General features: G+C 73.7%; 22 protein-coding genes and 1 pseudogene. 12 read left to right on the top strand and 11 right to left on the bottom strand.

Translation table 11 applies throughout. The features are described from left to right. Window positions 1-17: 17 nt before the first annotated feature. The 3 genes from FHS13_RS16295 to FHS13_RS16285 all read right to left on the bottom strand — a co-directional run bounded on the left by FHS13_RS16295 (window position 18) and on the right by FHS13_RS16285 (window position 1,866). Window positions 18-815, bottom strand: coding sequence for an SAM-dependent methyltransferase (locus FHS13_RS16295; RefSeq protein ID WP_184292770.1), 798 nt, complete (start codon window positions 813-815; stop codon window positions 18-20). A gap of 117 nt (window positions 816-932) precedes the next feature. Continuing rightward, complete coding sequence (locus FHS13_RS16290; protein WP_184292769.1) at window positions 933-1,325, bottom strand: DUF2267 domain-containing protein; 393 nt, start codon at window positions 1,323-1,325, stop codon at window positions 933-935. A 109-nt stretch (window positions 1,326-1,434) separates the two neighbouring features. Then, window positions 1,435-1,866: a polyketide cyclase / dehydrase and lipid transport family protein gene (locus FHS13_RS16285; RefSeq protein ID WP_184292768.1), complete on the bottom strand. Its 432-nt coding sequence runs from the start codon at window positions 1,864-1,866 to the stop codon at window positions 1,435-1,437. A gap of 264 nt (window positions 1,867-2,130) precedes the next feature. On the opposite strand from FHS13_RS16285, the gene FHS13_RS16280 reads away from it, so the two are divergent. The 7 genes from FHS13_RS16280 (at window position 2,131) to FHS13_RS16250 (ending at window position 9,165) form a co-directional block, all read left to right on the top strand. Next, on the top strand, window positions 2,131-2,829 hold the full coding sequence (locus FHS13_RS16280; RefSeq protein ID WP_343065055.1) for a Crp/Fnr family transcriptional regulator: 699 nt from the start codon (window positions 2,131-2,133) through the stop codon (window positions 2,827-2,829). A 160-nt stretch (window positions 2,830-2,989) separates the two neighbouring features. Continuing rightward, window positions 2,990-3,670, top strand: coding sequence for a hypothetical protein (locus FHS13_RS16275; protein WP_184292767.1), 681 nt, complete (start codon window positions 2,990-2,992; stop codon window positions 3,668-3,670). Beyond that, complete coding sequence (locus FHS13_RS16270) at window positions 3,663-5,219, top strand: hypothetical protein (protein ID WP_184292766.1); 1,557 nt, start codon at window positions 3,663-3,665, stop codon at window positions 5,217-5,219. Before FHS13_RS16275 ends, FHS13_RS16270 begins: the two co-directional genes overlap by 8 nt. Next, window positions 5,216-5,776, top strand: a complete 561-nt coding sequence (locus tag FHS13_RS16265) for a hypothetical protein (RefSeq protein WP_184292765.1) — start codon at window positions 5,216-5,218, stop codon at window positions 5,774-5,776. The genes FHS13_RS16270 and FHS13_RS16265 overlap by 4 nt, the downstream gene beginning before the upstream one ends. A 14-nt stretch (window positions 5,777-5,790) precedes the next feature. Then, complete coding sequence (locus FHS13_RS16260; protein WP_184292764.1) at window positions 5,791-6,768, top strand: prolipoprotein diacylglyceryl transferase; 978 nt, start codon at window positions 5,791-5,793, stop codon at window positions 6,766-6,768. A 121-nt stretch (window positions 6,769-6,889) separates the two neighbouring features. After that, window positions 6,890-8,014 carry an NAD(P)-binding domain-containing protein gene (locus tag FHS13_RS16255; RefSeq protein ID WP_184292763.1) on the top strand — a complete coding sequence of 375 codons (1,125 nt, stop codon included), beginning with the start codon at window positions 6,890-6,892 and terminating at the stop codon, window positions 8,012-8,014. A 131-nt stretch (window positions 8,015-8,145) separates the two neighbouring features. Next, complete coding sequence (locus tag FHS13_RS16250; protein ID WP_184292762.1) at window positions 8,146-9,165, top strand: glutathione S-transferase family protein; 1,020 nt, start codon at window positions 8,146-8,148, stop codon at window positions 9,163-9,165. A gap of 20 nt (window positions 9,166-9,185) precedes the next feature. On the opposite strand, the gene FHS13_RS16245 is transcribed toward FHS13_RS16250, so the two are convergent. Together FHS13_RS16245 and FHS13_RS16240 are read right to left on the bottom strand one after the other, a co-directional pair. Further along, a complete protein-coding gene (locus tag FHS13_RS16245) occupies window positions 9,186-10,418 on the bottom strand; it encodes an FAD-dependent oxidoreductase (protein ID WP_184292761.1) in 1,233 nt (410 codons plus the stop codon). Further along, window positions 10,411-11,259 carry a TetR/AcrR family transcriptional regulator gene (locus tag FHS13_RS16240; RefSeq protein ID WP_184292760.1) on the bottom strand — a complete coding sequence of 283 codons (849 nt, stop codon included), beginning with the start codon at window positions 11,257-11,259 and terminating at the stop codon, window positions 10,411-10,413. The genes FHS13_RS16245 and FHS13_RS16240 overlap by 8 nt, the downstream gene beginning before the upstream one ends. Window positions 11,260-11,444: 185 nt before the next feature. Between FHS13_RS16240 and FHS13_RS16235 the strand changes: the two genes are divergently transcribed. Genes FHS13_RS16235 through FHS13_RS16220 form a run of 4 tightly spaced genes read left to right on the top strand, consistent with a single transcriptional unit; the run spans window position 11,445 to window position 14,747 of the window. Beyond that, the gene (locus FHS13_RS16235; RefSeq protein ID WP_184292759.1) at window positions 11,445-12,401 is read left to right on the top strand and encodes a glucosyl-3-phosphoglycerate synthase; all 957 of its coding nucleotides are present in this window, start codon (window positions 11,445-11,447) and stop codon (window positions 12,399-12,401) included. Window positions 12,402-12,405: 4 nt separating this feature from the next. Then, window positions 12,406-13,266, top strand: a complete 861-nt coding sequence (folP, locus tag FHS13_RS16230) for a dihydropteroate synthase (RefSeq protein WP_184292758.1) — start codon at window positions 12,406-12,408, stop codon at window positions 13,264-13,266. A 10-nt stretch (window positions 13,267-13,276) separates the two neighbouring features. Continuing rightward, a complete protein-coding gene (locus FHS13_RS16225; protein ID WP_184292757.1) occupies window positions 13,277-13,972 on the top strand; it encodes a class III extradiol ring-cleavage dioxygenase family protein in 696 nt (231 codons plus the stop codon). 1 nt (window position 13,973) lies between these two features. Further along, the gene (locus FHS13_RS16220) at window positions 13,974-14,747 is read left to right on the top strand and encodes a dihydrofolate reductase family protein (RefSeq protein WP_184292756.1); all 774 of its coding nucleotides are present in this window, start codon (window positions 13,974-13,976) and stop codon (window positions 14,745-14,747) included. 79 nt (window positions 14,748-14,826) lie between these two features. Here the strand turns inward: FHS13_RS16220 and FHS13_RS16215 are convergent, their stop codons facing one another. The 6 genes and pseudogenes from FHS13_RS16215 to FHS13_RS16190 all read right to left on the bottom strand — a co-directional run bounded on the left by FHS13_RS16215 (window position 14,827) and on the right by FHS13_RS16190 (window position 20,614). Further along, window positions 14,827-15,957, bottom strand: coding sequence for a PrsW family glutamic-type intramembrane protease (locus FHS13_RS16215; RefSeq protein WP_184292755.1), 1,131 nt, complete (start codon window positions 15,955-15,957; stop codon window positions 14,827-14,829). Continuing rightward, the gene (locus FHS13_RS16210; RefSeq protein WP_184292754.1) at window positions 15,954-16,553 is read right to left on the bottom strand and encodes a hypothetical protein; all 600 of its coding nucleotides are present in this window, start codon (window positions 16,551-16,553) and stop codon (window positions 15,954-15,956) included. The genes FHS13_RS16215 and FHS13_RS16210 overlap by 4 nt, the downstream gene beginning before the upstream one ends. Window positions 16,554-16,668: 115 nt before the next feature. Continuing rightward, window positions 16,669-16,848: pseudogene (locus tag FHS13_RS16205) on the bottom strand (twin-arginine translocase TatA/TatE family subunit); the annotation flags it as partial. 125 nt (window positions 16,849-16,973) lie between these two features. Next, entirely contained in the window at window positions 16,974-17,915 is a 942-nt protein-coding gene (locus FHS13_RS16200) for an MBL fold metallo-hydrolase (protein WP_184292752.1), read from the bottom strand. Window positions 17,916-17,957: 42 nt separating this feature from the next. After that, window positions 17,958-19,469 (bottom strand): bifunctional phosphatase PAP2/diacylglycerol kinase family protein, encoded by a 1,512-nt coding sequence (locus tag FHS13_RS16195; RefSeq protein WP_184292751.1) that lies wholly within the window; start codon window positions 19,467-19,469, stop codon window positions 17,958-17,960. 95 nt (window positions 19,470-19,564) lie between these two features. Next, window positions 19,565-20,614, bottom strand: coding sequence for an NAD(P)-dependent alcohol dehydrogenase (locus FHS13_RS16190; RefSeq protein WP_184292750.1), 1,050 nt, complete (start codon window positions 20,612-20,614; stop codon window positions 19,565-19,567). 188 nt (window positions 20,615-20,802) lie between these two features. Between FHS13_RS16190 and FHS13_RS16185 the strand changes: the two genes are divergently transcribed. Next, window positions 20,803-21,651 (top strand): endo alpha-1,4 polygalactosaminidase, encoded by an 849-nt coding sequence (locus tag FHS13_RS16185; RefSeq protein ID WP_420221341.1) that lies wholly within the window; start codon window positions 20,803-20,805, stop codon window positions 21,649-21,651. The last annotated feature ends 75 nt before the right edge of the window (window positions 21,652-21,726 follow it).

Genomic DNA, 21,726 nt, shown 5'->3' with positions numbered 1-21,726 from the left:
ACCGGGCCGGTGGGAGGTCAGGGCTTGCGGGCGACCGCGCCGAACTCGTCCATCACCTGCGGCTCACCGACATCGACCGGGTCGGGCCGCCACAGCGGGATCGACACCAGGCCGGGGTCGACCAGCTCCAGTCCCTCGAAGAAGCGCTCGATCTGCTCGGGGGTACGCAGGTTGATGGGGACGGACGAGGCCGCGTTCCACTGGCGCACCGCTTCCTCCATGGCCTCGCCGGTGGCGGCGTTGGTGGAGTGCGTGATGACCACGTAGCTGCCGGAGGGGAGGGCGTCCACCAGGTTGCGGACGATGGTGTACACCTCGTCGTCGGGGAGGTGGAAGAGCACCCCGAGCAGGGTGAGGCCGACCGGCCGGGTGAGGTCGAGGGTTTCTCCGGCCTTGCGCAGGATGGTGTCGGGGTCGCGCAGGTCCGCGTCCACGTAGGCGGTCCTGCCCTCGGGGGTGCTGGTCAGCAGGGCCCGCGCGTGGGCCAGGACCAGCGGGTCGTGGTCGACGTAGACGATCCGGGAGTCGGGGGCCGTGGCCTGGGCCACCTCGTGGGTGTTGTCCGCGGTGGGCAGCCCGGTGCCGATGTCCAGGAACTGGCGGATGCCCCGCTCGCCGGCCAGGAAGCGCACCGTGCGCTTGAGGAAGGCGCGGTTCTGGACGGCCATCTCGCCGATCATCGGCAGTACGGACAGGATCTGGTCGCCCATCGCCCGGTCGGCGGGATAGTTGTCCTTGCCGCCGAGCCAGTAGTTGTAGATGCGCGCGGAGTGGGGTTCGGAGGTGTTGAGAGTGCCATGAGGGGGGTGCGACATGTGTGCCTTCCGTTGGTCGTGTGCACAGGATAGGGCGCACAATCCCTTACGGCGTAGGGCTTTCGGGCCTTCCTCCGAGGCCCGGGCGGGGCCGCCTCGGTGGCGGCCCCGCTGGGCTCAGTTGCTCAGTTCGGGTTTGCCGAACAGGGTGGCATAACCCGAGGGCAGCTGGCTCAGGACGTTGTTGAGCTCGCCGCCCGAGATGCGGTGGGCCACGGCGGTGAGCACCGAGCTGGCGTCCAGCTCCGCGGTGGTCGGCCGGCTCTCGGTGGCGGCGGCCACCCGTCGCAGGTACTCCTCGACCCCGAACGACTCGGGCTCCTCGATCTCGCTCTCCCGCACCGCGTCGGACAGCGGTTCGGGCAGCTGCGCGGCCAGGTGCTCGGCGTTCTCGGGTGTCATCCGCGGGGTCAGCGTCGCCAGGACCGCACGGCTCACCTGGTCGGCCGTGTCCCGGTCGGCGTACTGCCCCAGTTCCTGGACGTCCTTCAGGAACTCGTCGTACTTCATGCCGTCCTCCTTCCGGAGAGAAACCCGTCCACCGGTCCCTGCCCGCCCGGACGGAAGGCGATTCCCACGGCACGGGAAAACCGGGCTCCTTCCTGCGGCCGGGCGGGGGTCAGCCGCCGAGGAGTGCGCGCATGGTGCTCAGGCGGGGGCCGAAGGCGATCCGGATCGCGGTGGCCGCGGCGAGGTCGCCCGCGGGCCCCAGCCCCGTGGAGAACTCCAGGTGGTCGCTGTAGCGGGTGCCTCCGCTCTCGGGCTCGCACAGGTGGGTGTGCCTGAAGTAGCGGAACGGCCCGCGTGTCTGCAGATCCGTGAAGGAGCGCCCCTCCTCGTAGGCGTCGATGAGCGCCTCCCAGGGCAGCCCCGCCAGGCTGAAGGACATGGCGGCCCCCTCCCGGAAGGGAGCCGGCCAGGAGTGGACGCGCACCCCCGGCGGCATGGCCGCCTCGAACCCCGAGCGGCTGACGCACAGGGCGAAGACCTCTTCCGGCGGTGCCGCGAAGCGGGTCGTGTACCGCAGCTTGGTGGTGCGCCGGGGACGCACTGTTCGGCTGCGTTGGGGTCCTTGTGGTGAAAAGAGGCTTATGAGTGGATTGTTTTTCTGTGTGCTTGTCTGTTCATTTCTCAAGGCACTTATCCTTCCCCCTCGACATGGGATGTATGCGCTCCCTCTTTGCATCCTCTGCAACTCTTGCATAACGCACTTCGGAGTGCCCGGTGCGCGGGGCCATGAGGCCGCGAACATGAATCCATGGTGATGAATGCACCCGTCAACGGGAAAAAGGGTGTCCGCGGAGGTGCGGAAGCGGTGCGACTGGGCTTCGGCGGTCTCCTGAGCGACGAGCAGTGGCAGCGGCTGCTCCAGGCCGGTACCCGCCGGGGCTTCCGGGGATCGGAGCGGATCATCCGGCAGGGCGACGAGGACGACACGGTCTACCTCCTCGCCCACGGGACGGTCAAGGTGTCCCTGCTGCGCAGCGACGGCATCGAGTCGCTCGTGGCCGTCCGGGGGCCGGGCGAGGCGCTGGGGGAGATGGCCGCCCTGTCGGGCCTGCCGCGCACGGTCACGGTCAGTGTGCTGACGGGGCCCTGCCACACCCGCGCGCTGTCGGGGGAGCGGTTCCGCCGGATCGTGCACGACATGGGGCTGGACCGCGTCCTGTGGGAGCACGTCGTGCGCCGGCAGCAGGAGAGCGAGGCGGTGCGCACCGAGACGGCCTCGCTGACCTCGCGCGAGCGCCTGGGGGAGGCCATGATCCGGCTCTCCTTCCCGCTGCACGGTGTCTCCGCCGGGGCCCCCGACGCACGGGAGCTGCTGGTGACGCAGCGCGAGCTGGGGGTGGCCGTGGGCCGTTCGCTCTCGTGGGTTCAGGGGGAGATCAGGAAGCTGCGTGACGAAGGTGTCATCGCGACGAAGCGTGGGTCCATAGTGATCCACAGTGAAGAGAGGTTGCGGAAAGCGGTGGAGTCGAGCACGAACAGTGACAATCGGCGGATAGTCGAATAAAAAGAATTCTCCAAGCCACAGTTCTGGGCAAAGGGCCGGGCCGAAACGGATGAAGGTGGTGCTGTGCGGCGGAGAGAGCCGCACATCCCTCATCTGCTTCAGGAGCCTGAACAGAACAATGTCGGACATTTCACGCCATGCGCGGCGCGCCAGCATCCTCATGGCGCCCTTTCGCGCTCTGATGGCGCTCGACGTGGAGGGGTTCTCCCGCACCTCCTCCCGTCACCAGAAGTTTCTCAACACCCTCGTCAAGGACGTGCTCGCCGAGGCCTTCGCCCGCAGCGGCCTCGCACGGGTGTGGGAGGGCGCCTCGTTCCCCCAGCACACCGGCGACGGCTACGTGGTCGGGGTCCCCTCCGAGTACCTGCCCCTGCTCGTCCACCCCCTGCTGGACCGGCTCCAGGAGGCGGTCGCCGACGTGCAGCCGGAGGTCGCCTACCGGGACCGCTCCCTGCACCTGCGCGTACGCGCGGCGATCGGGGTGGGGCCCCTGCCCGACACCGGCGGCGCCGAGTTCGGTGACGGGGTCGGTACGGCCATGACCGAGACCCACCGCCTGCTGGACGCACCCTCCCTCAAGAAGGCACTGGCCGCGAGCGACCCCGAGATCACGTTCGTGGTGGCCGGACTGACCGCCCGGGCCTACGAGGACGCGGTGCTCGGCGGCTACACCCCCCTCACCCCCCGCCACTTCCGCGAGATCGAGGTCAGCCACCCGGCGAAGGGCTACCGGGCCTCCGCCCGCCTGTACGTCCCCCGCCCCTCGGCCGGGCCCGTGCCGCCGACCGCTCCCGCCGCCCGTCGCGGGGCCGTCGTCTTCGAGGCGGTGCGGGATGTCTGACGCCCCGACCACGGGCGCGGCCTTCGCCGCGGCCCCGGCCCGGGGCACCTCTCCGGAGGTGACCCGGCAGATGTGCGTCAGCGCCTACCTCGATTCGGCCTTCCGCGCCTTGGTGATCGCCCTCCTGGTCGACGGACGCGAGCGGTTCGTCGCGCCCTCGCTGGGTTTCGACGCCGTCCCGGTGGTCGCCCACTGCCTGCGCGCCCGGAAGCTCGAACGCAAGTACGCGGCCCGGGCCCTGCTCGCCTGGGTGCTCGGCGCTCTCACGGGCGTGCTGATCCTGTTCCTCCTCGTCTCGGCCGTGTCCTCCTTCGCGAACGGCGAGAGCGCCGGGCTTCAGACCGTCCTGCTGTGCCTGGCCGCCGCGGCGGCGCTGGGTGCCTGCGCCGCTCCCCATGTCGTGGGGCAGGACCGGCGGGAGAACACCGTGCTGTTCCTCCAGAACGCCATGTCGTTCCTGTGGCCGCCGATGAGCGCGGTGGCCCACCGGGAGGAGGTCAAGCGCATCCTGGCCGACGAGCTCAGCGAGACGAGCTTCACCGGGATCGTCCCGGACGGCGTTCCCGAGGCCTGGTCCCCGCTCCTGTACAGGATCGGGCGGGAGCAGTACTCGCAGGTCGTCGTCTACGACCCGGACGTCCCCTTCGCCGGCGCGGGAACGGCGCTGAGGACCCAGGTCATCGCCCAGGAGCTCGTCCCCGACAAGAAGAGGGGCAAGGAGCCCGAGCCCCTCACCGAGCGCCGGATCCTCGAACTCGTACGGCCGCGCCTGGAGGCGCTGGCCGAGCCGCCCGAGGCACACAGCCTCGACCGGCTGCGGAAGCTGGAGCTCTGCGAGTGCGTCTTCCTGCCGGGGCCCCTGCCCTTCGGCTTCGACCGCGACGACGCCCCGCTGGGCAACGCCGGCGACCGCGGTGTGGCCGAGCACCTCCGGCGGTCCACCGGCGAAGGGGGCGAACTGCGGCGCCACTTCCTGCGCATCCGGGTGGGCGGCTGGGAGGAGCAGGTGGTGCTCACCTTCTTCGTCCGCGTCCACACCCAGGGAGGGGTGTTCCTCCTGGAGATCTCCCCCTACCTGCTGTCCCCGCTGCACGAGGGCTTCCGCCGCGACAGCCGGACCGTGGAGAAGCTGGTCGCGGGCAAGGACGTGGACCGGGAGATCTCCTCCCGGCTGGCCACCTACAGCAGGTTCGGTGCGCTCCTGAGGCCCGTGCCGGAGGAGGCGGAGGAGGGCTTCGACCCGGACAGCTGGGCCTTTCCGCCGTGGACCGGCATCCGCGAGCTCTCCGCGTCGGGCACCCTGTCCGACTTCCAGACCACGGACGTCGTCCGCTACGTCAGGACGATCCTCTCCCGCGTCAACAGGGGCGTGGAGGAGGCCCTGCGGGAGGCGGGCTACGCGACCGAGGACTTCAAGCAGCAGACCATCAACATGGGCGCCGGAGCGGTCTTCGTGGACGGTTCGATGTCCGGAGGGGCCCTCGCCACCGCGCCAGGAGCCAGCGCCCGGGACAACTCTGTCAACAGCGATCCGGGAGGGAAGCGATGAACGACGACAGCAGGGACGGGACGGAGACCGAGGACACCCCCCAGGGCCTCTACATCGCGAATTCGATGACCGGCGGGGCCGTCGCGCTCGGCGAGGGGAGCAGGGCCGAGGACCGGAGCCGGAGGGTGGGGTCCCCCGACCCGGCGGAGGCCGCGCCTCCCGCCTCCCGGGTCGCCTCGGCCCCGCCCGGCCAGATCGTCATCGGGGGGGACCTGGGCGGCGGGGCCATCGCCGCGGCCCGGAAGGCGGTGGCGGTGGACTCCTCGGTGCGCATCAGCGGGTCGGGGATCCGCGTCCTCGACGATCTCGGCCGGGTGCGGGAGCTGCTGGCCGAGCTCGACCGGACCTTCGAGGTCGAGGCAGTCGACCGGGAGCTGGAGGCCGCCGAGGAGGAGATCACCCGCGAGGGCGGGCTGCGGCCAGGGATGCTCCGCCGGCTGCTGTCCCTGCTCCGGGGCGGGAGCACCGTGCTGAGCGGGCTCTCCGACTCGGCCGGCGTGCTGGATTCCCTGCGCGCCGGGCTGGGGCTGCTGGAGGCACGGCAGGACGACAGTTGAGAGGGGAACCAGGAGTGACAGGCACGAGCACCGCGCAGTGGGACGAGAGCGGTCAGCGCTGGAAGGGATATCCCGAGAAGCCGCTGCCCGAGCCCAAGAAGTGGCGGGCCCCGTGGACCCCGGCGACGTTCCTGGCCCTGGCGGCGGTCTTCCTGGGGGCCGGCCCCACGGTCGCGGGCAGCTTCGAGCCGGACCAGGGGATCTCCGTGACCAGCGGCCCGGGGGCGGAATCCGGGGGCGGAGGGGGCGGCGCCTCCGAGGCCGGGGACGGACAGGAGGACGGTGACCCCGGGACGGTCCGGGCGGAAGACGGCCCCGAGCCGAACAGCGGCGGCTCCGGAGGCGGAGACGGCAGCGGCTCCGACCCCGGAGGACAGGGCGGGGGCACCGGGAGCCGAGCCGGGGAGGAATCCGGGCCGGAGCGCACCCCGCGCGGACCGGAGGAGGGCGACACCCCCGAGGGCGATGCTCCCGAGGGCGAGGAGCCCGACGGGCCCTCCTCCCCCCAGGAGTCGCCCTCGGAGGAGCCGGGACCCGACCCGCTCGGCTTCACCCTCTTCGCCGACGGGGACCCCGGCTGGGAACAGGTCGTGGACAGCAGCGAGCAGGCGGAGGTCCGCTACACCTCCACCGAGGACGAGACCCTCCTGCTGCGCGTCATGTGGGCCGAGGCGGACGGCACGTCCCCCGAGGACGCGGTCGAGGACCTCGTGGCGGTTCCCGCCCGGGAGCTGGAGGGCTACGAGGAGGTCGTCCCCGAGGACGGGGAGGAGGAAGGCCGGGAGGAGGTCCTCCTGGAGTACCTGTCCGGAACCGGGGAGGAGGACGCGCGCCGGACCATGGCCGGTGCGTTGGCCCCCGGGAACGGCCTGGTGTACGTCCTCGTCTTCTCCGGCCCCGCGCCGGAGGAGGACCGCCAGGTGGTGGAGGACCACCTGGTCGAGGCGGTGGAGACCTTCGAGCTGTCGCCCGGCGGGGCGCAGGCCGACTGACCGCCGCGAGGACACTGCCGGGTGGGCGAGGACGGCGCCTGCCCGGCAGTACCTCTTCCGGGGAAGATTCCGGCCCCGGCGCTGTTGCCCTGGGGGAGAGGCGTCGAGGAAGGGACGGTCGATGGCGGAGTCGCGGGAGAGGGCGCGGGGCGGCGCCCCGAAGCTGTCGGAACTGCCGGAACTGCCGGAGCGGACCGACGTGGTCGTGGTGGGCGCCGGGCAGGCAGGGCTGTCGGTGGCCTGGCACCTCAAGCGCCTGGGCCTGGAGCCGGGCACCGGCTTCGCGGTGCTCGACCGGGGCCCCGAGGCGGGAGGCGCCTGGCAGTTCCGCTGGGAGTCGCTGCGCCTGGGCACCGCACACAAGGTGGACGACCTGCCCGGGATGAACAGGATCGGGCTCAGCTTCGCCACCGCCGACCGGACCCGGCCCGCCCGCGACGTGGTGCGCGAGTACTACGAGCGCTACGAGCAGGCCTTCGGCCTGCGGGTGCTGCGCCCGGTGGAGGTCGAACGGGTCACCGAGGACGGGCACGGGTTCACCGTGGCCACCGACCGGGGCGACATCGCGACCCGCGTCCTGGTCAGCGCCGGCGGCACCTGGACCCGGCCGTTCGTCCCCCACTACGCCGGTGCCGCGGACTTTCGCGGCGTGCAGATCGCCACACCTCAGTACCGCTCCGCGGACGACTTCGCCGGAATGCGCGTCCTCGTCGTGGGCGGGGGCACCTCCGCGGTCGGATTCCTCAAGGAACTGGAGGGCGTGGCCGCGAGCACGCTCTGGACGACCCGCCGCCCCGTGGAGTTCGTCGAGGAGGTCCGGGGCACCGAGGCGGTGCGCCGGGCGGACGAGGCCGCCCGCGCCGGGCGGCCGCTGCCCAGCATCGTCAGCGGCACCGGGTTGCCCGCCACCCCCGAGAACCTGGCCGCGGCCGAACGCGGCCTGCTGGTGGCCCGGCCGATGTTCGCCTCGATGGAACCCGACGGGGTGCGCTGGGCCGACGGCTCCTTCGCGCCGGTGGACGCCGTCATCTGGGCCACGGGCTTCCGCGCCGAGCTCACCCACCTGGCGCCGCTGGGCCTGCGCGAACCCGGCGGCGGAGTCCGGGTCGAGGGCGGCCGCTCCCTGCGCCACCCGCGTCTCTTCCTCGCCGGGTACGGGCCCCAGGCCAGCACCATCGGGGCCAACCGCGCCGGGCGCACCGTCGCCCGCCAGGTCGTGGCCGAACTCGGGCAGCCGGTGCGGTGACCGGGCGGGGCCGGCGCGCGCCCGCCGCGACACCGGTGCCTTTCGTGGGACCGCCGGTGAGGCCTCCCCGCCCCCGAGGACGGGGCCGGTAGCATGCCGAGCGTCGACGGAACGCCGGAGAAGGGATGCGCATGCGGGCCAACAAGCTCCCCACCGAAGAGATCAAGCGGGACCCGGCGGCCTTCACCGACAGGGTGACCGCCGACGGGCGCTTCGGGCGCACCGCCGAGGCCGGGCGGTACCGGCTGGTGATCAGCCGGGCCTGCCCCTGGGCGCACCGGGTGGTCATGACGCGCAGGCTCATGGGCCTGGAGCGGGCCGTGTCCCTGGCGGTCACCGACCCGCGCCAGGAGATCATCGAGGGCGACCCCCACTGGGTGTTCACCGAGGAGACCGGCAGCCCCGGCGGTGTGGACCCGGTGCTGGGCATCCACGCGCTGCGCGAGGCCTACCTGGCGCGCGACCCCGGCTACGACGGGGGTGTGAGCGTGCCCGGTCTGGTCGACACGCAGAGCGGGCACCTGGTCACCAACGACTTCGACCGCCTGTCCCTGGACCTGGCGACCGAGTGGGAGGGCCTGGTGCGCGAGGGCGCCCCCGACCTGTACCCCGAGGCGCTGCGCGAGGAGATCGAGGAGATCGGGGCGCGCGTCTACCGGGACCTCAACAACGGCGTCTACCGGGCCGGGTTCGCCCCCGACCAGAGGCGCTACGACGACGCCGTCGCCGCGGTGTTCGCGTGCCTGGACGACCTGGAGGAGCGCCTGACCGACCGCCGCTACCTGGTGGGCGACTCCGTGACCATGGCCGACATCCGGCTGTTCGCCACGCTGGTGCGCTTCGACGCCGCCTACCACGGCCACTTCAAGTGCAACATCCGCAAGCTGACCGAGTACCCGGCGCTGTGGGCCTACGCCCGCGACCTCTTCCAGACGCCCGGGTTCGGCGACACCACCGACCTCGACCACGTCCGGATCCACTACTACTGGGTCCACGAGGGGATCAACCCCACGCGGATCGTCGCCGCCGGACCCGATCCGCGGGGCTGGCTCACCCCCCACCACCGCGAGGAGCTGGGCGGTTCGCCGTTTGGTGAGGGCACCGCCCCCGGCCCGGTCCCCGAGGAGGAGCGGGTTCCCGCCATCGGCTGAGCGCCCGGGGCACAGGGCACTCAGATCGCGGAGGCGGGACGGCGGGCGAAGGGCGGGGCGTGCTCGGGGCGCAGCCCCACCCCGAGGAGGCGTGCGGGGACGCGGGCCAGCGCGGGGACGCGTTCGGCCAGGAACAGCACGGGCCGGGGCGGACCGCCGCGCCTGCCCTGCAGGATGGGCAGGGCCACCGCCCGCTCCATCGCCCGCTGCAGGAGCTGGACCGCGACGGTCGGCAGGATCCGGCGCCGCCGTACCCGGGCCAGGGCGCGCGGCCCCGCCGTTCCCTCCAGCAGGGGCCGGGCCAGCAGGGCGGCGGCGGCCACGGCGTCCTGCACGGCCAGGTTGATGCCCACCCCGCCGATGGGCGACATCGCGTGGGCGGCGTCGCCGATGCACAGCAGCCCGTCGGTGTGCCAGCGGCGCAGCCGGTCGATCCGCACGTCCAGGTGTTTGACCTCCTCCATCGACGACAGCGCGCCGACCTGGTCGGCGACCTCCGGCACGAGTGCGGCGACGTCGGCGCGGAAGGCCTCGATCCCGCGGGCGCGCAGCTGCGCGTCGGTTCCCTTGCGGCCGACGTAGGCCATCTGGAGGTAGCCCTCGCGAGGGATCGCCACCACGAACCGCCCCTGGCCGGCGCGGGGGGTCAGGGCCATGTCCACCCGGGAGCGGCCCGGGAGGCGGAACCACCACACGTCGATCCCGACCGGGAAACGGCGCGGCACCAGGCCCGCCTCGCGGCGTACGAGGGACCGGCGCCCGTCGCAGCCCACGGTGAGGTCGGCGCGGATCTCGCCCTCCCCGTCGGGGCCGCGGTAGCGCACCCCCGCGACGCGGCCGGAGTCGCGGACCAGGCCGGTCACCTCGGTCCCCATCCGCAGGGTGAAGGACTCCTCCTCGCGGCCGGCCTCGGCGAGCAGGTTCAGCAGGTCCCACTGCGGAACCATCGCGATGTAGGGGTGGGGGACCCGCAGCTTCCGGAAGTCCGCCAGGGTCACCGAGCTGCCGTCCCCGGTCGGGAAGACGGCCCTGTCGAGGCGGCTCTGGGGCAGGGCGGCGAACCGCTCGCCCAGGCCGAGCTCGTCCAGCAGGGTAAGGGTGGAGGGGTGGACGGTGTCCCCGCGGAAGTCGCGCAGGAAGTCGGTGTGCTTCTCCAGCACGGTCACCGCCACACCGGCGCGGGCCAGGAGCAGGCCCAGCACCATTCCAGCGGGCCCGCCGCCGGCGATCACACAGGTCGTACGTTCACTCATGGGGACTCCCGTGGGTCCGGCCGTCTCCCGCTTCCGGTCGCGCGCGGACGGCCACGGCGCGCAGGAAGTTGTCGGCGAGCACCGCGCAGCTGTCCTCGGTGGAGGGGAGGTCCACCTCGGGGACGCTCTCCAGCACGGGGCGCATGAGGACGTGGAGGGCGACCGGACCGAGTAGCTGCTGGACGACCAGGGGCAGCGGCAGGTCGCGGATCCGCCCGGCGGCGATCTGCTTCCTCAGCCAGTCGCCCAGCCCGGCCAGGACGCGCGGGACGACCAGGCGGCGCAGGGTGTGCGCCGTCGGCCCCTGGGGGCGGGCGAAGACGTCGGCGAGGAGTGCGGGCAGGATTCTCGGCTCCCGGCCCAGGGCCTGGAGGGAGGCCCGGTACAGGGCGTGGACGGTGGTCTCCAGGTCGTCGCCCCTCTCCAGGATCCGGTCCAGGTCGGGGAAGGGGCTGTGCCGCTCGAAGACGGCGCCCAGGAGCCCGTCGCGGCCGCCGAAGGCGGCGTAGAGGCTGTGCACCGAGCAGCCGGCGGCGGCCGCCACGGACTCCAGGGTGGCGGCGGCCAGGCCGTGCTCGCCGATCAGCCGTGCCGCGGCGACGACCGCGCGCTCCCTCACCGGGGGGCGCCCGCCCGGGTCCACGCCCCGGGCGCGGACCGCATCGTCGAGCGGGCCGCGCGTGCCGCCCAGGCGCCGCAGCAGGGTGCTGCGGGAGATGCCCGCCTCCTGCGCGATCGCCACCAGGGGCACATCGGCCACGTCCTTGCCCAGGCGCTCGGCGGTCCGCAGTGCCGCCTGCGCGATCTCGTCGGGAACGCCGACCTCGTCTGGTTCTGACATCATCTTCAAGGTAACCCGTATCTGGGTTCCAGGCAAGGCGTCCGCTCCTGATGGGGCAAAATGTCCATTTGGGAAAAAGGGGATGTACCTCTCGTATTAGCGGTGCTTTGGCGTGGAAAGGTATGACCTGACCGTTTCCTGCGGTGCGGTGTGCCCTAGGGTGGGCCGCTGGAGGGGGAGGGGCCTTGGACGACAACTGGTTTGAACGCCGTACCTATCGGTCCGACGATTGGCCGCTGGAGCGACTCCTCGAACTCAAACGGCGGCGGGGGACGTCCGTCAGCCTGGTGATACCGGCCAAGAACGAGGCCGAGACCGTCGGGGGCATCGTCTCCCGGGTCCTGGCCGAACTCGTGGAGAAGGTGCCGCTGCTCGACGAGGTCGTCGTCATCGACTCCGACTCCACCGACGACACCGGTGCCGTCGCCCGCGCGGCGGGCGCCGCCGTCCACCGGGCCGCCGACATCCGGCCCGACCTCGGCCGACGCCGAGGCAAGGGCGAGGCGATGTGGAAGTCGCAGTTCGTGACGTCGGGCGACGTCATCGCCTTCCTGGACGCCGACCTCGTCGAATGGGGCACCCACTTCGTCTCGGGTCTGCTCGGCCCTCTGCTCTCCGAACCCGGAATCGCCCTGGTCAAGGGCTTCTACGACCGGGTCCTCGACACACCCGGCGGCAGCCGCAGGAGCTACGAGGGCGGGCGGGTCACCGAGCTCGTCGCCCGGCCCACCATCGCGCTGCGCTGGCCCGCGCTCTCGGGCGTGGTCCAGCCCCTGTCGGGGGAGTGGGCGATCCGGCGCGAGCTGTTCGCGGAACTGTCGGTACCCACCGGATACGGCGTCGAACTCGCCGTCCTGGTCGACACCCACCTGCGGTGCGGTGTGGACGCCGTCGCCCAGGTGGACCTGGGACAGCGCGCCCACCGCCACCAGTCCCTGCGCGGGCTGGGCGCCATGGCGGCCGAACTGCTGGCGGTCGCCGACCGGCGCACGGGCATCGAGCACGGCACCGACAGCGTGGAGATCCGCCAGTTCGACTCGGGAAAGCGCCGCGGTCGGCAGCTCACCAGCGAAGTCAGTATCGTGGAGCGGCCCCCGGCCGTCACCGTGGGGCGCATGAAGGTCCTGGGAGGGGTGGGATAGGCCGGTGCTGAGACTGCGCGGCCGGGAGTACGGACCGGACGAGAGCCTCGTGATGGCGATCGTCAACCGGACCCCCGACTCGTTCTACGACAGAGGAGCCACCTGGGACGACGCACCCGCTTTCGAGCGGGTGCGTCGGGTTGTCGCCGAGGGTGCCGACATCGTCGACATCGGCGGCATCAAGGCGGCTCCGGGCGCCGAGATCGACGCCGACGAGGAGAAGCGCCGCGTCGTGGACTTCGTGGCCGCCGTGCGCGAGGAGTTCCCCGACCTGGTCATCAGCGTCGACACCTGGCGCGCCTCCGTGGGGCGCGCGGTGTGCGAGGCCGGCGCCGACCTGCTCAACGACGCCTGGGGCGGCCACGATCCCGGACTGGCCGAGGTCGCGGCCGAGTACGGGGCCGCGCTGGTGTGCACCCACACCGGCGGGGTCACCCCCCGCACCCGGCCGCACCGCGTGCACTACGACGACGTGGTGCGCGACGCGATCGACGCCACGGTCGCCCTCGCCGAGCGCGCCGTCGCGCTGGGCGTGGACCCCGCGTCGGCGATCATCGACCCCGCGCACGACTTCGGCAAGAACACCTGGCACTCCCTGGAGCTCACCCGCCGCCTGGACGAGATGACCGCCACCGGGTGGCCGGTGCTGGTGTCGCTGTCCAACAAGGACTTCGTCGGCGAGACCCTCGGCCTGCCCGTGGGCGAGCGCCTGACCGGAACCCTGGCGGCCACCGCCGTGTGCGCCTGGCACGGGGCGCAGATCCACCGCGTCCACGAGGTGGCCCGGACCAGGCAGGTCCTGGACATGGTCGCCTCCATCCGCGGTGTCCGTCCCCCCGCCCGGACCGTGCGAGGTCTGGCATGAGGAGGCACCGTTGATCGTCGCGACCGCCGTCTGCCCGCACCCCCCGCTGCTCCTGCGCGAGCTCACCGGGAGCCGGGACGCGGCCGCCGACCTGCGCGCGGCCTGCGAGAAGGCCGTGGCGGAACTGCTGGCGGCCGACCCCGACACGGTCGTGGTCGTGGGCGGGGCCGACACCTCGGCCGAGGACGTGCGCGGCCGTGTCCCGGTGCGCTCCTTCGGCGGCACGGGAGAACGCGTTCCGCCGCGGGAGGCGCTCCCGCTGAGCCTGGCCGTCGCCCGCCGCCTGCTGGACTCGGCCGGCTGCCGCGCCCCGGTGGAGATGACCGCCGTCGCCTGGGACGCCGGCGCCGAGGAGACCGCCGCCCTCGGCAGGAGGATCGCCGCGCGGCCCGGACGCGTGGCCCTGCTCGTCATGGGCGACGGCGGTGCCTGTCGCGGGGAGAAGGCCCCCGGCCACCTGGACGAGCGCACCTTCGAGGTCGACGGGGCCGTGCGCACCGCCCTGGAGACGGGAGATCCCGCCGCCCTCACCGGCCTGGACCCCGACCTGGCCGCCGAACTGCTCATCGCCGGGCGCGCCGCCTTCCAGGTGATGGCGCACGCCGCCGGCCCCGGTCAGCGGGCCCGCCTGCTCTACGACGACGACCCCTTCGGCGTCCTGTACCTGGTGGCCCTGTGGCGGCCCGGGCACACCCCGGAGGCGTGAGGTGCGCGTACTGCTCAACGACGTCCTGCCCGAGGTCGCGGCCCCGGGCGGAGAGGTCGATGACGCCGGCCTGGAAGCCCTCTACGCCTACCCCGGCACCGGCCGGCCGTGGGTGCGCGCCAACATGGTCGCCACCCTGGACGGCGCGGCGACCGGCGGAGACGGCCGCACCGGCTCCATCAACACCCCGGCCGACAACAGGGTCTACCGCCTCCTGCGCGACCTGAGCGACGTCGTCCTGGTCGGCGCCGGCACCGCGCGCGAGGAGTCCTACCGCCGCCCCCGGCCCCGCAGCGGACCCCCGGCAGAGCGTGCCGCCGCCGAGGGCCGCGCCCCCTGGCCCGAACTGGCGCTGGTGAGCCGTACGGCCGCCGTCCCCCGGCTGCTGGCCGCTCCCGAGAGCGACCGGGGAGGCGTGCTGATGGTGACCTGCGCGAGCGCCGGCGAGGAGGCGCTCGACCGGGCCCGCGCCCTCCTGGGTCCCGAGCGCGTCCTGGTCAGCGGCGGCGACACCGTGGACCTGCCCGCCGCGGTCGCCGCCCTGGCCGACCGCGGCCTGCCCCGCGTCCTGTGCGAGGGCGGCCCCCGCCTCCTCGCCGACCTGGCCGCCTGCGGTGCCCTCGACGAGCTGTGCCTGACCCTCGTGCCCCTCCTGTCGGGCGGCGGCGGCCCCCGCATCGCCGTCGGGGCCCCCGTCGGCCGGCAGTACCTGCCCCGCCTCGTCCTGGAGTCGGAGGGCACCCTCCTGCACCGACTGCTGCGCACCGAGCCCTGAGAGGCGCCGGCGGACGTCCGGAGCGGGCGGCCCGTTCCCTGCCCGGAAACCCGGACACCGGCCGCGGCGGCCCCGGGACTCAGGAGGCGGAGCCGGCGGCGTGGTCCTCGGCGGTCGCGAGCATCGCGCCCTGCCGCTCCTGCACGGCGGGGCGCTCGGGGCGGGCGATCCGGCGCAGGGCGCTGCGCCGGCCGCGGCGGGTGGCCAGGGCCTCGGCGTCCGACCGCCGCATGCCCAGGTCCTCGCCCTGGGCGGCCAGGGACGCGCGCACCCGCCGGCGGTGGGTGTGCCGGACCACGAGGTACACCGCCGCCGCGGTCAGGAAGTTCACCGCGATCTTGACCGCCGTTCCCGCGGCGCCGCCCGGCAGCGGGGAGTCCAGCAGCCCGTGCATCGCCATCGCGAGCAGGACCAGGCCCGCCGCCCCTGCGGCGCGGCGGGCGCCCGGGCGCCAGGCCGACGCCGCCAGCAGGCCCACCGCGGTGCCCGCCACCGCCGACATCGTCCAGTGCGAGGCCAGACCGGTCAGGGCGACGCGCACCGCGGCCGAGCGCACCACCGCGGCGGCGCCGTCCACACCGCCCGCCTCCACCACGGCGTTCATCGCGGAGACGGCGTTCTCGGTCACCTCGAAGCCCAGACCGACCAGGGCGCCCAGGACGAACCCGTCGACCGGAACCCGCAACGCGTACGGGAAGGCGACCGCGACGAGCACGATCCCCGCCAGCTTGAGCAGTTCCTCGTTCAGCGGCGCGGTCAGGGACGGGCCCCACACCCCCGCGAGGTCCAGCCCGAGGACCGCGGCCCACAGCGAGCCGAGCGCACCGTTGGCGACGACCGCCGCGCCGGCCGCCGCGGTCAGGCCGAAGGCCGCCGCGGTGAGGGAGGCGGCGGTGTCGGGCTCGCGCACCGGACGGATCTGCCGCAGGACCCAGTATCCGAGGACCAGTGTCGCCGCGGCGAGGACCAGGGCCAGGGCGGCCTCGCCGAAGAAGGCCCGCACGGTGCCCGCGAACCGCGCCGCCAGGAAGACCAGCCCGAGCAGGCACAGCGCGGCGACGGCCGCCAGAGCCACCAGGGAGGGCAGGAGCGGCCGACCGGTGCCGGCCGTGCGGCCGCGGGCGCGGCCCGGCGCCGAGGTGCGCGAGGAACGCGGGCGGGGCACCGCGCCGAGGGTCCGCTCGCGGGGTTCACCGGGTGTGCGGCTCATCGCGCCTCCTCCCGGGTGAAGGAGACCGACTGCAGCACGTCGGCGACGGCGGTCAGGTCCGCGGTCGTGGCGTGCTCCCCGGCGAGCGTCATCTCCACGGCGAACACCCCGTCGGGGGAGGGGTAGACCACCGCGGCGCCCTGCTCGGTACGGCTGTGGAAGTTTCCCGAGAGCCCCTCCACACCCTCCTCGGTGGAGATCACCTCGGGGTCGTCGAGGCGGGCCGTGTGGTCGCCCGCCCGGGCGATGCGCCGCATCCCCTCCCACATCGCCATCAGGTCGGAGGCGGGTGTGGACACGGGGGCGACCGGGAGCAGGGTCAGCTCGACCGGGCCGCGGTGGAAGCGGTAGATCCGCCCCGCCCGGCTGGTGTCGGTGTCGAGCAGCCAGCCCTCCTGGGGCAGGCTCAGGGAGGCGCGGTAGTCACCCCGGCCGCCGACGGTGATCGGCTCGCCGGCCCGGACCTGCTGCAGACCCGGCAGGAGCGCGCCGATCAGCGGCCAGGCGGCGAGAAGGAGCGCGACGACGGCTCCGGCCGCGATCAGAGGGGCCCACAGGTCCCGTGCCCGGGTCCCCGGCCCGGTCGTCCTCGCCATGGTGCCCCCTTCGCCGCCCACCGGGATGAAGCCGTCACGGCAAGCGAAGCATCCACAGGTGCGGGTGCCGCGGCGAAGAGGAGGAAATGGCGCACGTTTACGGTTATTTGGCTGATTCGGGAGGTGCGGCCGCCGTGGCGGGGGACGCGTCCCCGTCGAGGTGGCCCCTGGTCTCGGCCCTGAGGATGCGCGCGCTGCGCCCGAGGGACCGGGCCAGGTCGGGAAGCCTCTTGGCCCCGAACAGCAGCAGGGCGATGACCAGCAGTACGAGGATCTCGCGGGTGCCGATACCCATGTCCCCGTTCCTTTCTCGAGCCGGCGGGGGCCGACTGCCGCCCGCGGGAGGTGGGGGATCGCGCACCCGGCGGGTGCGCCTGTCGATGGTACGCCTGCCGGTCCCGCGGCGGGGCCGGCCCCGGGTCAGAGCGTGGTGGGCATCGGGCCGCCGTTCCAGGCGACGGCGTCGGCGACGGCCGCCGCCAGGTCCATGGGGGTTCCGGTGAGGTCGGCGTGGGCGCGGTGCAGGTTGAGGACGATGCGCTCGGCGTCGTCCCAGCGGGCGAACTCGCCCAGATCGCACTCGCGCGCGCTCTCCAGGGGCGTGCGCCCCCGCGCGACGCCGGCGCGGGCGGTCTCCAGGACGAACCGGTAGTAGCGCTCGTGGGCGGCCAGGACCTCCTCCAGGTCCGCGGCCCCCAGCAGCGGCCCGTGCCCCGGTACGACGTGCTCGGGCCCGAAGCCGCGCACCCACTCCAGCGAGCGCAGCGCGCCCTCCAGCGACCCCATGAACACCAGCGGGGTGAGCCCGTGGAACAGCAGGTCCCCGGTGAACAGCACCCGCTCCTCGGGCAGCCACGCCACCACGTCGCCCGGCGTGTGCGCCGTGTACCCCGGGTGGCGCAGGTCCACCCTGCGGCCGCCCGCGTACACGGTCAGCTCCCGCTCCAGCACGACCGACGGGACCCGGCGCGTGACGCCGCCCCAGTCGGGGACCGGGGTCCACGCCGGAGGGCAGGCGTCGAGGATCGGGTCGTGCAGCAGGGCCTCGCGCATGGCGGAGTGGCCGATGAGCACCGCGGAGTCGGGCAGGAGGCTGTTGCCGTAGGAGTGGTCGCCGTGCTGGTGGGTGTTGACCGCCCAGCGCACCGGCGCTCCGCCGCAGGCCCTGTCCAGGGCGGAGAGGAAGCGCCGGGTCCGCTCCTCGGTCGCGCACGTGTCCACGACCAGCACGCCGTCGTCGCCCAGCACGGCGCCGGCGTTGTTGACCCACCAGGTCCCGTCGGGCTGCACCCACGCGTACACGCCCTCGACGACCTGTACCAGGGCCGCCGCCTGCGGCCCGGTCGCCCCTGTTCCACCCACGGTGTCTCCTCGCTCTCGGGGCCTGCGGGGGCAGGCCGGTGCTCAGGTGCGGGGAGGAACGAACACCCGCAGTGCCGCGGGCCTCTTGGCGAAGCGGACCGTGCGCGATCCCTCCACCACCTCCCCGTCCACCGCCAGCCGGCGCGGAAGGTCGGGGATCGTCAGCGTCAGCTCCGTCGCGGTGCGCTCGGAGTAGCCCTCCCCGTGCCAGTGCCGGCCCAGCAGGACGTCGATCCCGGCGCGCAGCCGGGGGAAGGGGCTGCGCGCGCCCAGGACGCGCACGTCCAGCATCCCGTCGACCAGGCTCTCACGCAATGCCGGGACACGGGCGTGGGTGCGGTAGCGGCAGTTGCCCACGAACGCCCACCACACCCGGGTCGGGCTGCCGTCGACCACCGCCGGGGTGGGGGAGAGCTCCCACAGGTCGCGGCACAGGGCCAGGACGAACGCCGGCCACTTGCCGATCTTGGGGGCCCACCGGTCGCGGCGCTCCACCATGCGCGGGTAGGAGCCGAACGAGGAGGTGTTGAGGAAGATCCGGCCGTCCACCTCGCCCACGTCCACCCGGGCCAGGCGGCCGTTGGCGAACGCCAGCAGGCCCTCGTCCACCGACGACAGGCCCAGGGTGCGGGCGAAGTTGTTGAGGGTGCCGTCGGGCAGCACGAGGAGGGGCCGGTCGTGGTCCAGGGCGGCCCGGGCAGCGGTGTTCACCGTGCCGTCCCCTCCGGCCACCGCGAGGATCTCGCCGGTGCGCGCGGCCTCGTCCATCACCTGGCCGATGTCGTCGTCCTCGGCCAGGACGAGCACGCGCGCCCGCGGCAGGGCCTTCTTGATCTTGGCGGCGGTGTCGAACGAGGCCGGGGCCGGCGCGTTCGCCGACACCAGGGCCGGCAGGCCCTCGGCCGAGCGCGGGTTGACCACGGCGGTCACCCCCTCGCCCTCCAGGGCCCTGCCGGGGTCCTCCACGTGGCCGGGATGGGCGCCGGCGGGCTCGGTCAGCGCGCCGGTCGCCAGCTCCGGACGGGGCGGCAGGGCGGCGCGGGCCAGGAACGCCGCACCCAGGCCGATGGCGGCGCCGCCCAGGACGTCGCCCGGGTAGTGGACCCCGCTGTGCACGCGGGAGAGCGCCACCGTTCCGGCGAGGGCGGAGACCATCGCGGTCAGGGGGCGCGGCGCGTCGGAGGCCAGGGCGGCGGCGAAGGCGGCGGCGGCCGCGGTGTGCCCCGAGGGGAAGGAGCTGCTCGGGTAGTTGCGGTAGGGGAAGCGCGCGGGTGGAATTCCCGTGCTGTCCGGCCGGGTGCGTCCGGTCGCCCTCTTGACCGACGCGGAGAGGGCGTTGGCGGCTCCGGCAGCGAGGATGGCGCGCAGCGCGGTGCGCCGCAGCGGCTTGCCTCCGGTGGCGGCGAGGGTGGCCGACACCAGGAACCAGGGCGCCATGTTGTCGGTGGCCTGCACCAGCTTGGGGGTGAAGGGGTCGAGGGCGGGTAAGCCCACCCGGGTGACCGCGCGGTAGACGCGTTGATCGATCTTCTGCAGACTGTCGAGGACTCTCATTCCCGTGGCACTACCCCGGCCCGGCGGCATGTCACCGGGTCCGCGTTGTCGGGGAGGCCACAGGCCCGGCGCGTTTGCCGGGCCCGGGCCCCGGCTCAGGCCCCGTGGGGCACCACCACGGCGCGGCCGAAGATCTCGCCCGCCTCGAGCTTGCGGTAGGCCTCCAGGGCGTCGTCCATCGAGAACCGCTCCACCTCGGGACGGATCTGCCCCGCGCGGTACATGTCCACCAGCTCCCACAGCTCCGCCACACTGCCCCAGTAGGTGTTGGTCACGTACGCCTCGTACGGGTTGGTGAAGAACGAGAATTCGTGCGTACCGCCCGCGATACCCACGACGTTCAGCCGTCCGCCCTGTGCCAGGCAGGCGGCCGCGGTCGCGACGGTCGGGGCCGCCCCCACGAAGTCGAACGCCGCGTCCACGCCCTTGCCGCCGGTGATCTCGCGGATCTCCTCCACCTGGTGCTCGCCGCCTCCGACGGTGACGGCCCCGTGCCGCTCCGCGTACTCGCGGGCCTCGGCCTTGAGGTCGGTGGCGATGACGGTCGCGCCGGTCAGGGCGCGCAGGATCTGCACACCGATCTGGCCCAGCCCGCCCAGGCCGATGACCAGCGCGTGGCGCCCGCCGCCCGCCAGGTGCGGAAGCGTCGCCTTGATCGCGTGGTAGGGGGTCAGTCCGGCGTCGGACAGCGGCGCGGCGTCGATCGGGTCGGCGTCGCCGAGCGGGACGAGGTGGTGGGCGGGAACCGACACGTACTCGGCCATGCCGCCGTCGCGGCCCAGCCCCACCGCCAGGTAGGGCAGGGAGTCGGCGTTCTCGCAGTAGGTCTCCACGCCCTGCACGCACTTGCGGCACAGGCCGCAGCCGATCGGCCCGTAGACCAGGCAGGACTCACCCACCTTGATCCGGTCGCTGACGCCCTCGCCGAGCTCCTCGACCCACCCCGAGTTCTCGTGCCCGAGCACGAACGGGGGCTTCTGGGCGCCCGGCTGGCCCTCCTTGAAGTGGCGGTACACGCTGATGTCGGAATGGCACGCGCCGGCCCCCGCCACCCGGAGCAGGACCTCCCCGGGGCCCGGCCGGGGGCGGGGGACGTCGGTGAGGGACGGGAACTGCTCGTAGTTCTCGAAGAGCACTGCTCGCATGGGTCGCTCCCCACTCAGCTTCTGCTGCATGCGGTTGTCCGTACACGGTCCGACATCCGACGCTAACAACGCGTGCGGCGGCATGTCTGCCAACGGACCGTCCGGAAAACGTCCGCATACCTTTGCCCGGTCCGACGGGTCCGGGGCAGGTGCGTGCCCCGTCGAGGAGGAGGCGTAGTGTGCCGACCGTGGCAGAACACGCCTTCTCGGGTGCCCGGCCCGGTCCCGGCGCGGTGAGGACCGCGGCGGCGGGGGCCGCGCTCGCCCTGGCCCTGGCGGGGTGCGCCGCGGCCTCCCCGGGGCCTCTGCCGGCGGGCGGCTTCGACTACCAGCTCGGCGGCGCCTACGACCCGGCGGAGGGCGTCGCGATCGTCGTGCGCGACTCCGAGGAACGGCCCGAACCGGGCCTGTTCTCCGTCTGCTACGTCAATGCCTTCCAGACCCAGCCGGCGGACCTCGGCCTGTGGGAGCGGGAGCACCCCGACCTGCTCCTGCGGGACGCAGGAGGCCGACCGGTCGCCGATCCGGACTGGCCCGACGAGCGCCTTCTGGACACCTCCACCGCCGACCGGAGGGAGCGCATCGCCGGCGTCGTGGGCCGTGCGGTCGCACGGTGCGCCGACAGCGGGTTCGACGCCGTGGAGTTCGACAACCTGGACTCCCATGTGCGGTCGCAGGGGCTGCTCACACTCGACGGCAACCTGGACCTGGCCGGCCTGCTCGTGGACACCGCCCACGGGCACGGTCTGCTCGCGGCGCAGAAGAACGCCGCCGAGGCCGCGCGGCGCGGCCGGGACGAGGCCGGGTTCGACTTCGCCGTCGCCGAGTCCTGCGCGGCCTGGGGCGAGTGCGGTGCCTACACGCGGGTCTACGGGGCCGACGGGGTTCTGGCCGTGGAGTATCCGGGGGCGTTGGCCGAGGCCGGCCTGGCCTTCGCGGAGGCGTGCGGTTCCGCCGGCGTTCCGACGAGGACGGTGCTGCGCGACAGGGAACTGGTGCCCGCCGGCCACCGGGACCACGTCTTCGCGTCCTGCTGAGCCGAAGCGGTACCGCCTTCCCCTCTGTGCGGAGAGCGACGGTCCGTGTACCCTGCCAGCGTTTGGGAGCGCTCC

Source organism: Nocardiopsis algeriensis, assembly GCF_014203695.1.
In the GTDB taxonomy this organism is placed as follows: Bacteria; Actinomycetota; Actinomycetes; order Streptosporangiales; family Streptosporangiaceae; genus Nocardiopsis; species Nocardiopsis algeriensis.
Note: the sequence above shows the minus strand (reverse complement) of the source record. Positions and strands in the feature narration are given on the sequence as shown.

Coding starts and splice junctions, on each gene's coding strand:
- FHS13_RS16295 (WP_184292770.1), bottom strand. CDS start 815: ATGTCGCACCCCCCTCATGGCACTCTCAACACCTCCGAACCCCACTCC.
- FHS13_RS16290 (WP_184292769.1), bottom strand. CDS start 1,325: ATGAAGTACGACGAGTTCCTGAAGGACGTCCAGGAACTGGGGCAGTAC.
- FHS13_RS16275 (WP_184292767.1), top strand. CDS start 2,990: ATGGCGCCCTTTCGCGCTCTGATGGCGCTCGACGTGGAGGGGTTCTCC.
- FHS13_RS16270 (WP_184292766.1), top strand. CDS start 3,663: ATGTCTGACGCCCCGACCACGGGCGCGGCCTTCGCCGCGGCCCCGGCC.
- FHS13_RS16265 (WP_184292765.1), top strand. CDS start 5,216: ATGAACGACGACAGCAGGGACGGGACGGAGACCGAGGACACCCCCCAG.
- FHS13_RS16255 (WP_184292763.1), top strand. CDS start 6,890: ATGGCGGAGTCGCGGGAGAGGGCGCGGGGCGGCGCCCCGAAGCTGTCG.
- FHS13_RS16250 (WP_184292762.1), top strand. CDS start 8,146: ATGCGGGCCAACAAGCTCCCCACCGAAGAGATCAAGCGGGACCCGGCG.
- FHS13_RS16245 (WP_184292761.1), bottom strand. CDS start 10,418: ATGAGTGAACGTACGACCTGTGTGATCGCCGGCGGCGGGCCCGCTGGA.
- FHS13_RS16240 (WP_184292760.1), bottom strand. CDS start 11,259: ATGTCAGAACCAGACGAGGTCGGCGTTCCCGACGAGATCGCGCAGGCG.
- FHS13_RS16215 (WP_184292755.1), bottom strand. CDS start 15,957: ATGAGCCGCACACCCGGTGAACCCCGCGAGCGGACCCTCGGCGCGGTG.
- FHS13_RS16210 (WP_184292754.1), bottom strand. CDS start 16,553: ATGGCGAGGACGACCGGGCCGGGGACCCGGGCACGGGACCTGTGGGCC.
- FHS13_RS16195 (WP_184292751.1), bottom strand. CDS start 19,469: ATGAGAGTCCTCGACAGTCTGCAGAAGATCGATCAACGCGTCTACCGC.
- FHS13_RS16190 (WP_184292750.1), bottom strand. CDS start 20,614: ATGCGAGCAGTGCTCTTCGAGAACTACGAGCAGTTCCCGTCCCTCACC.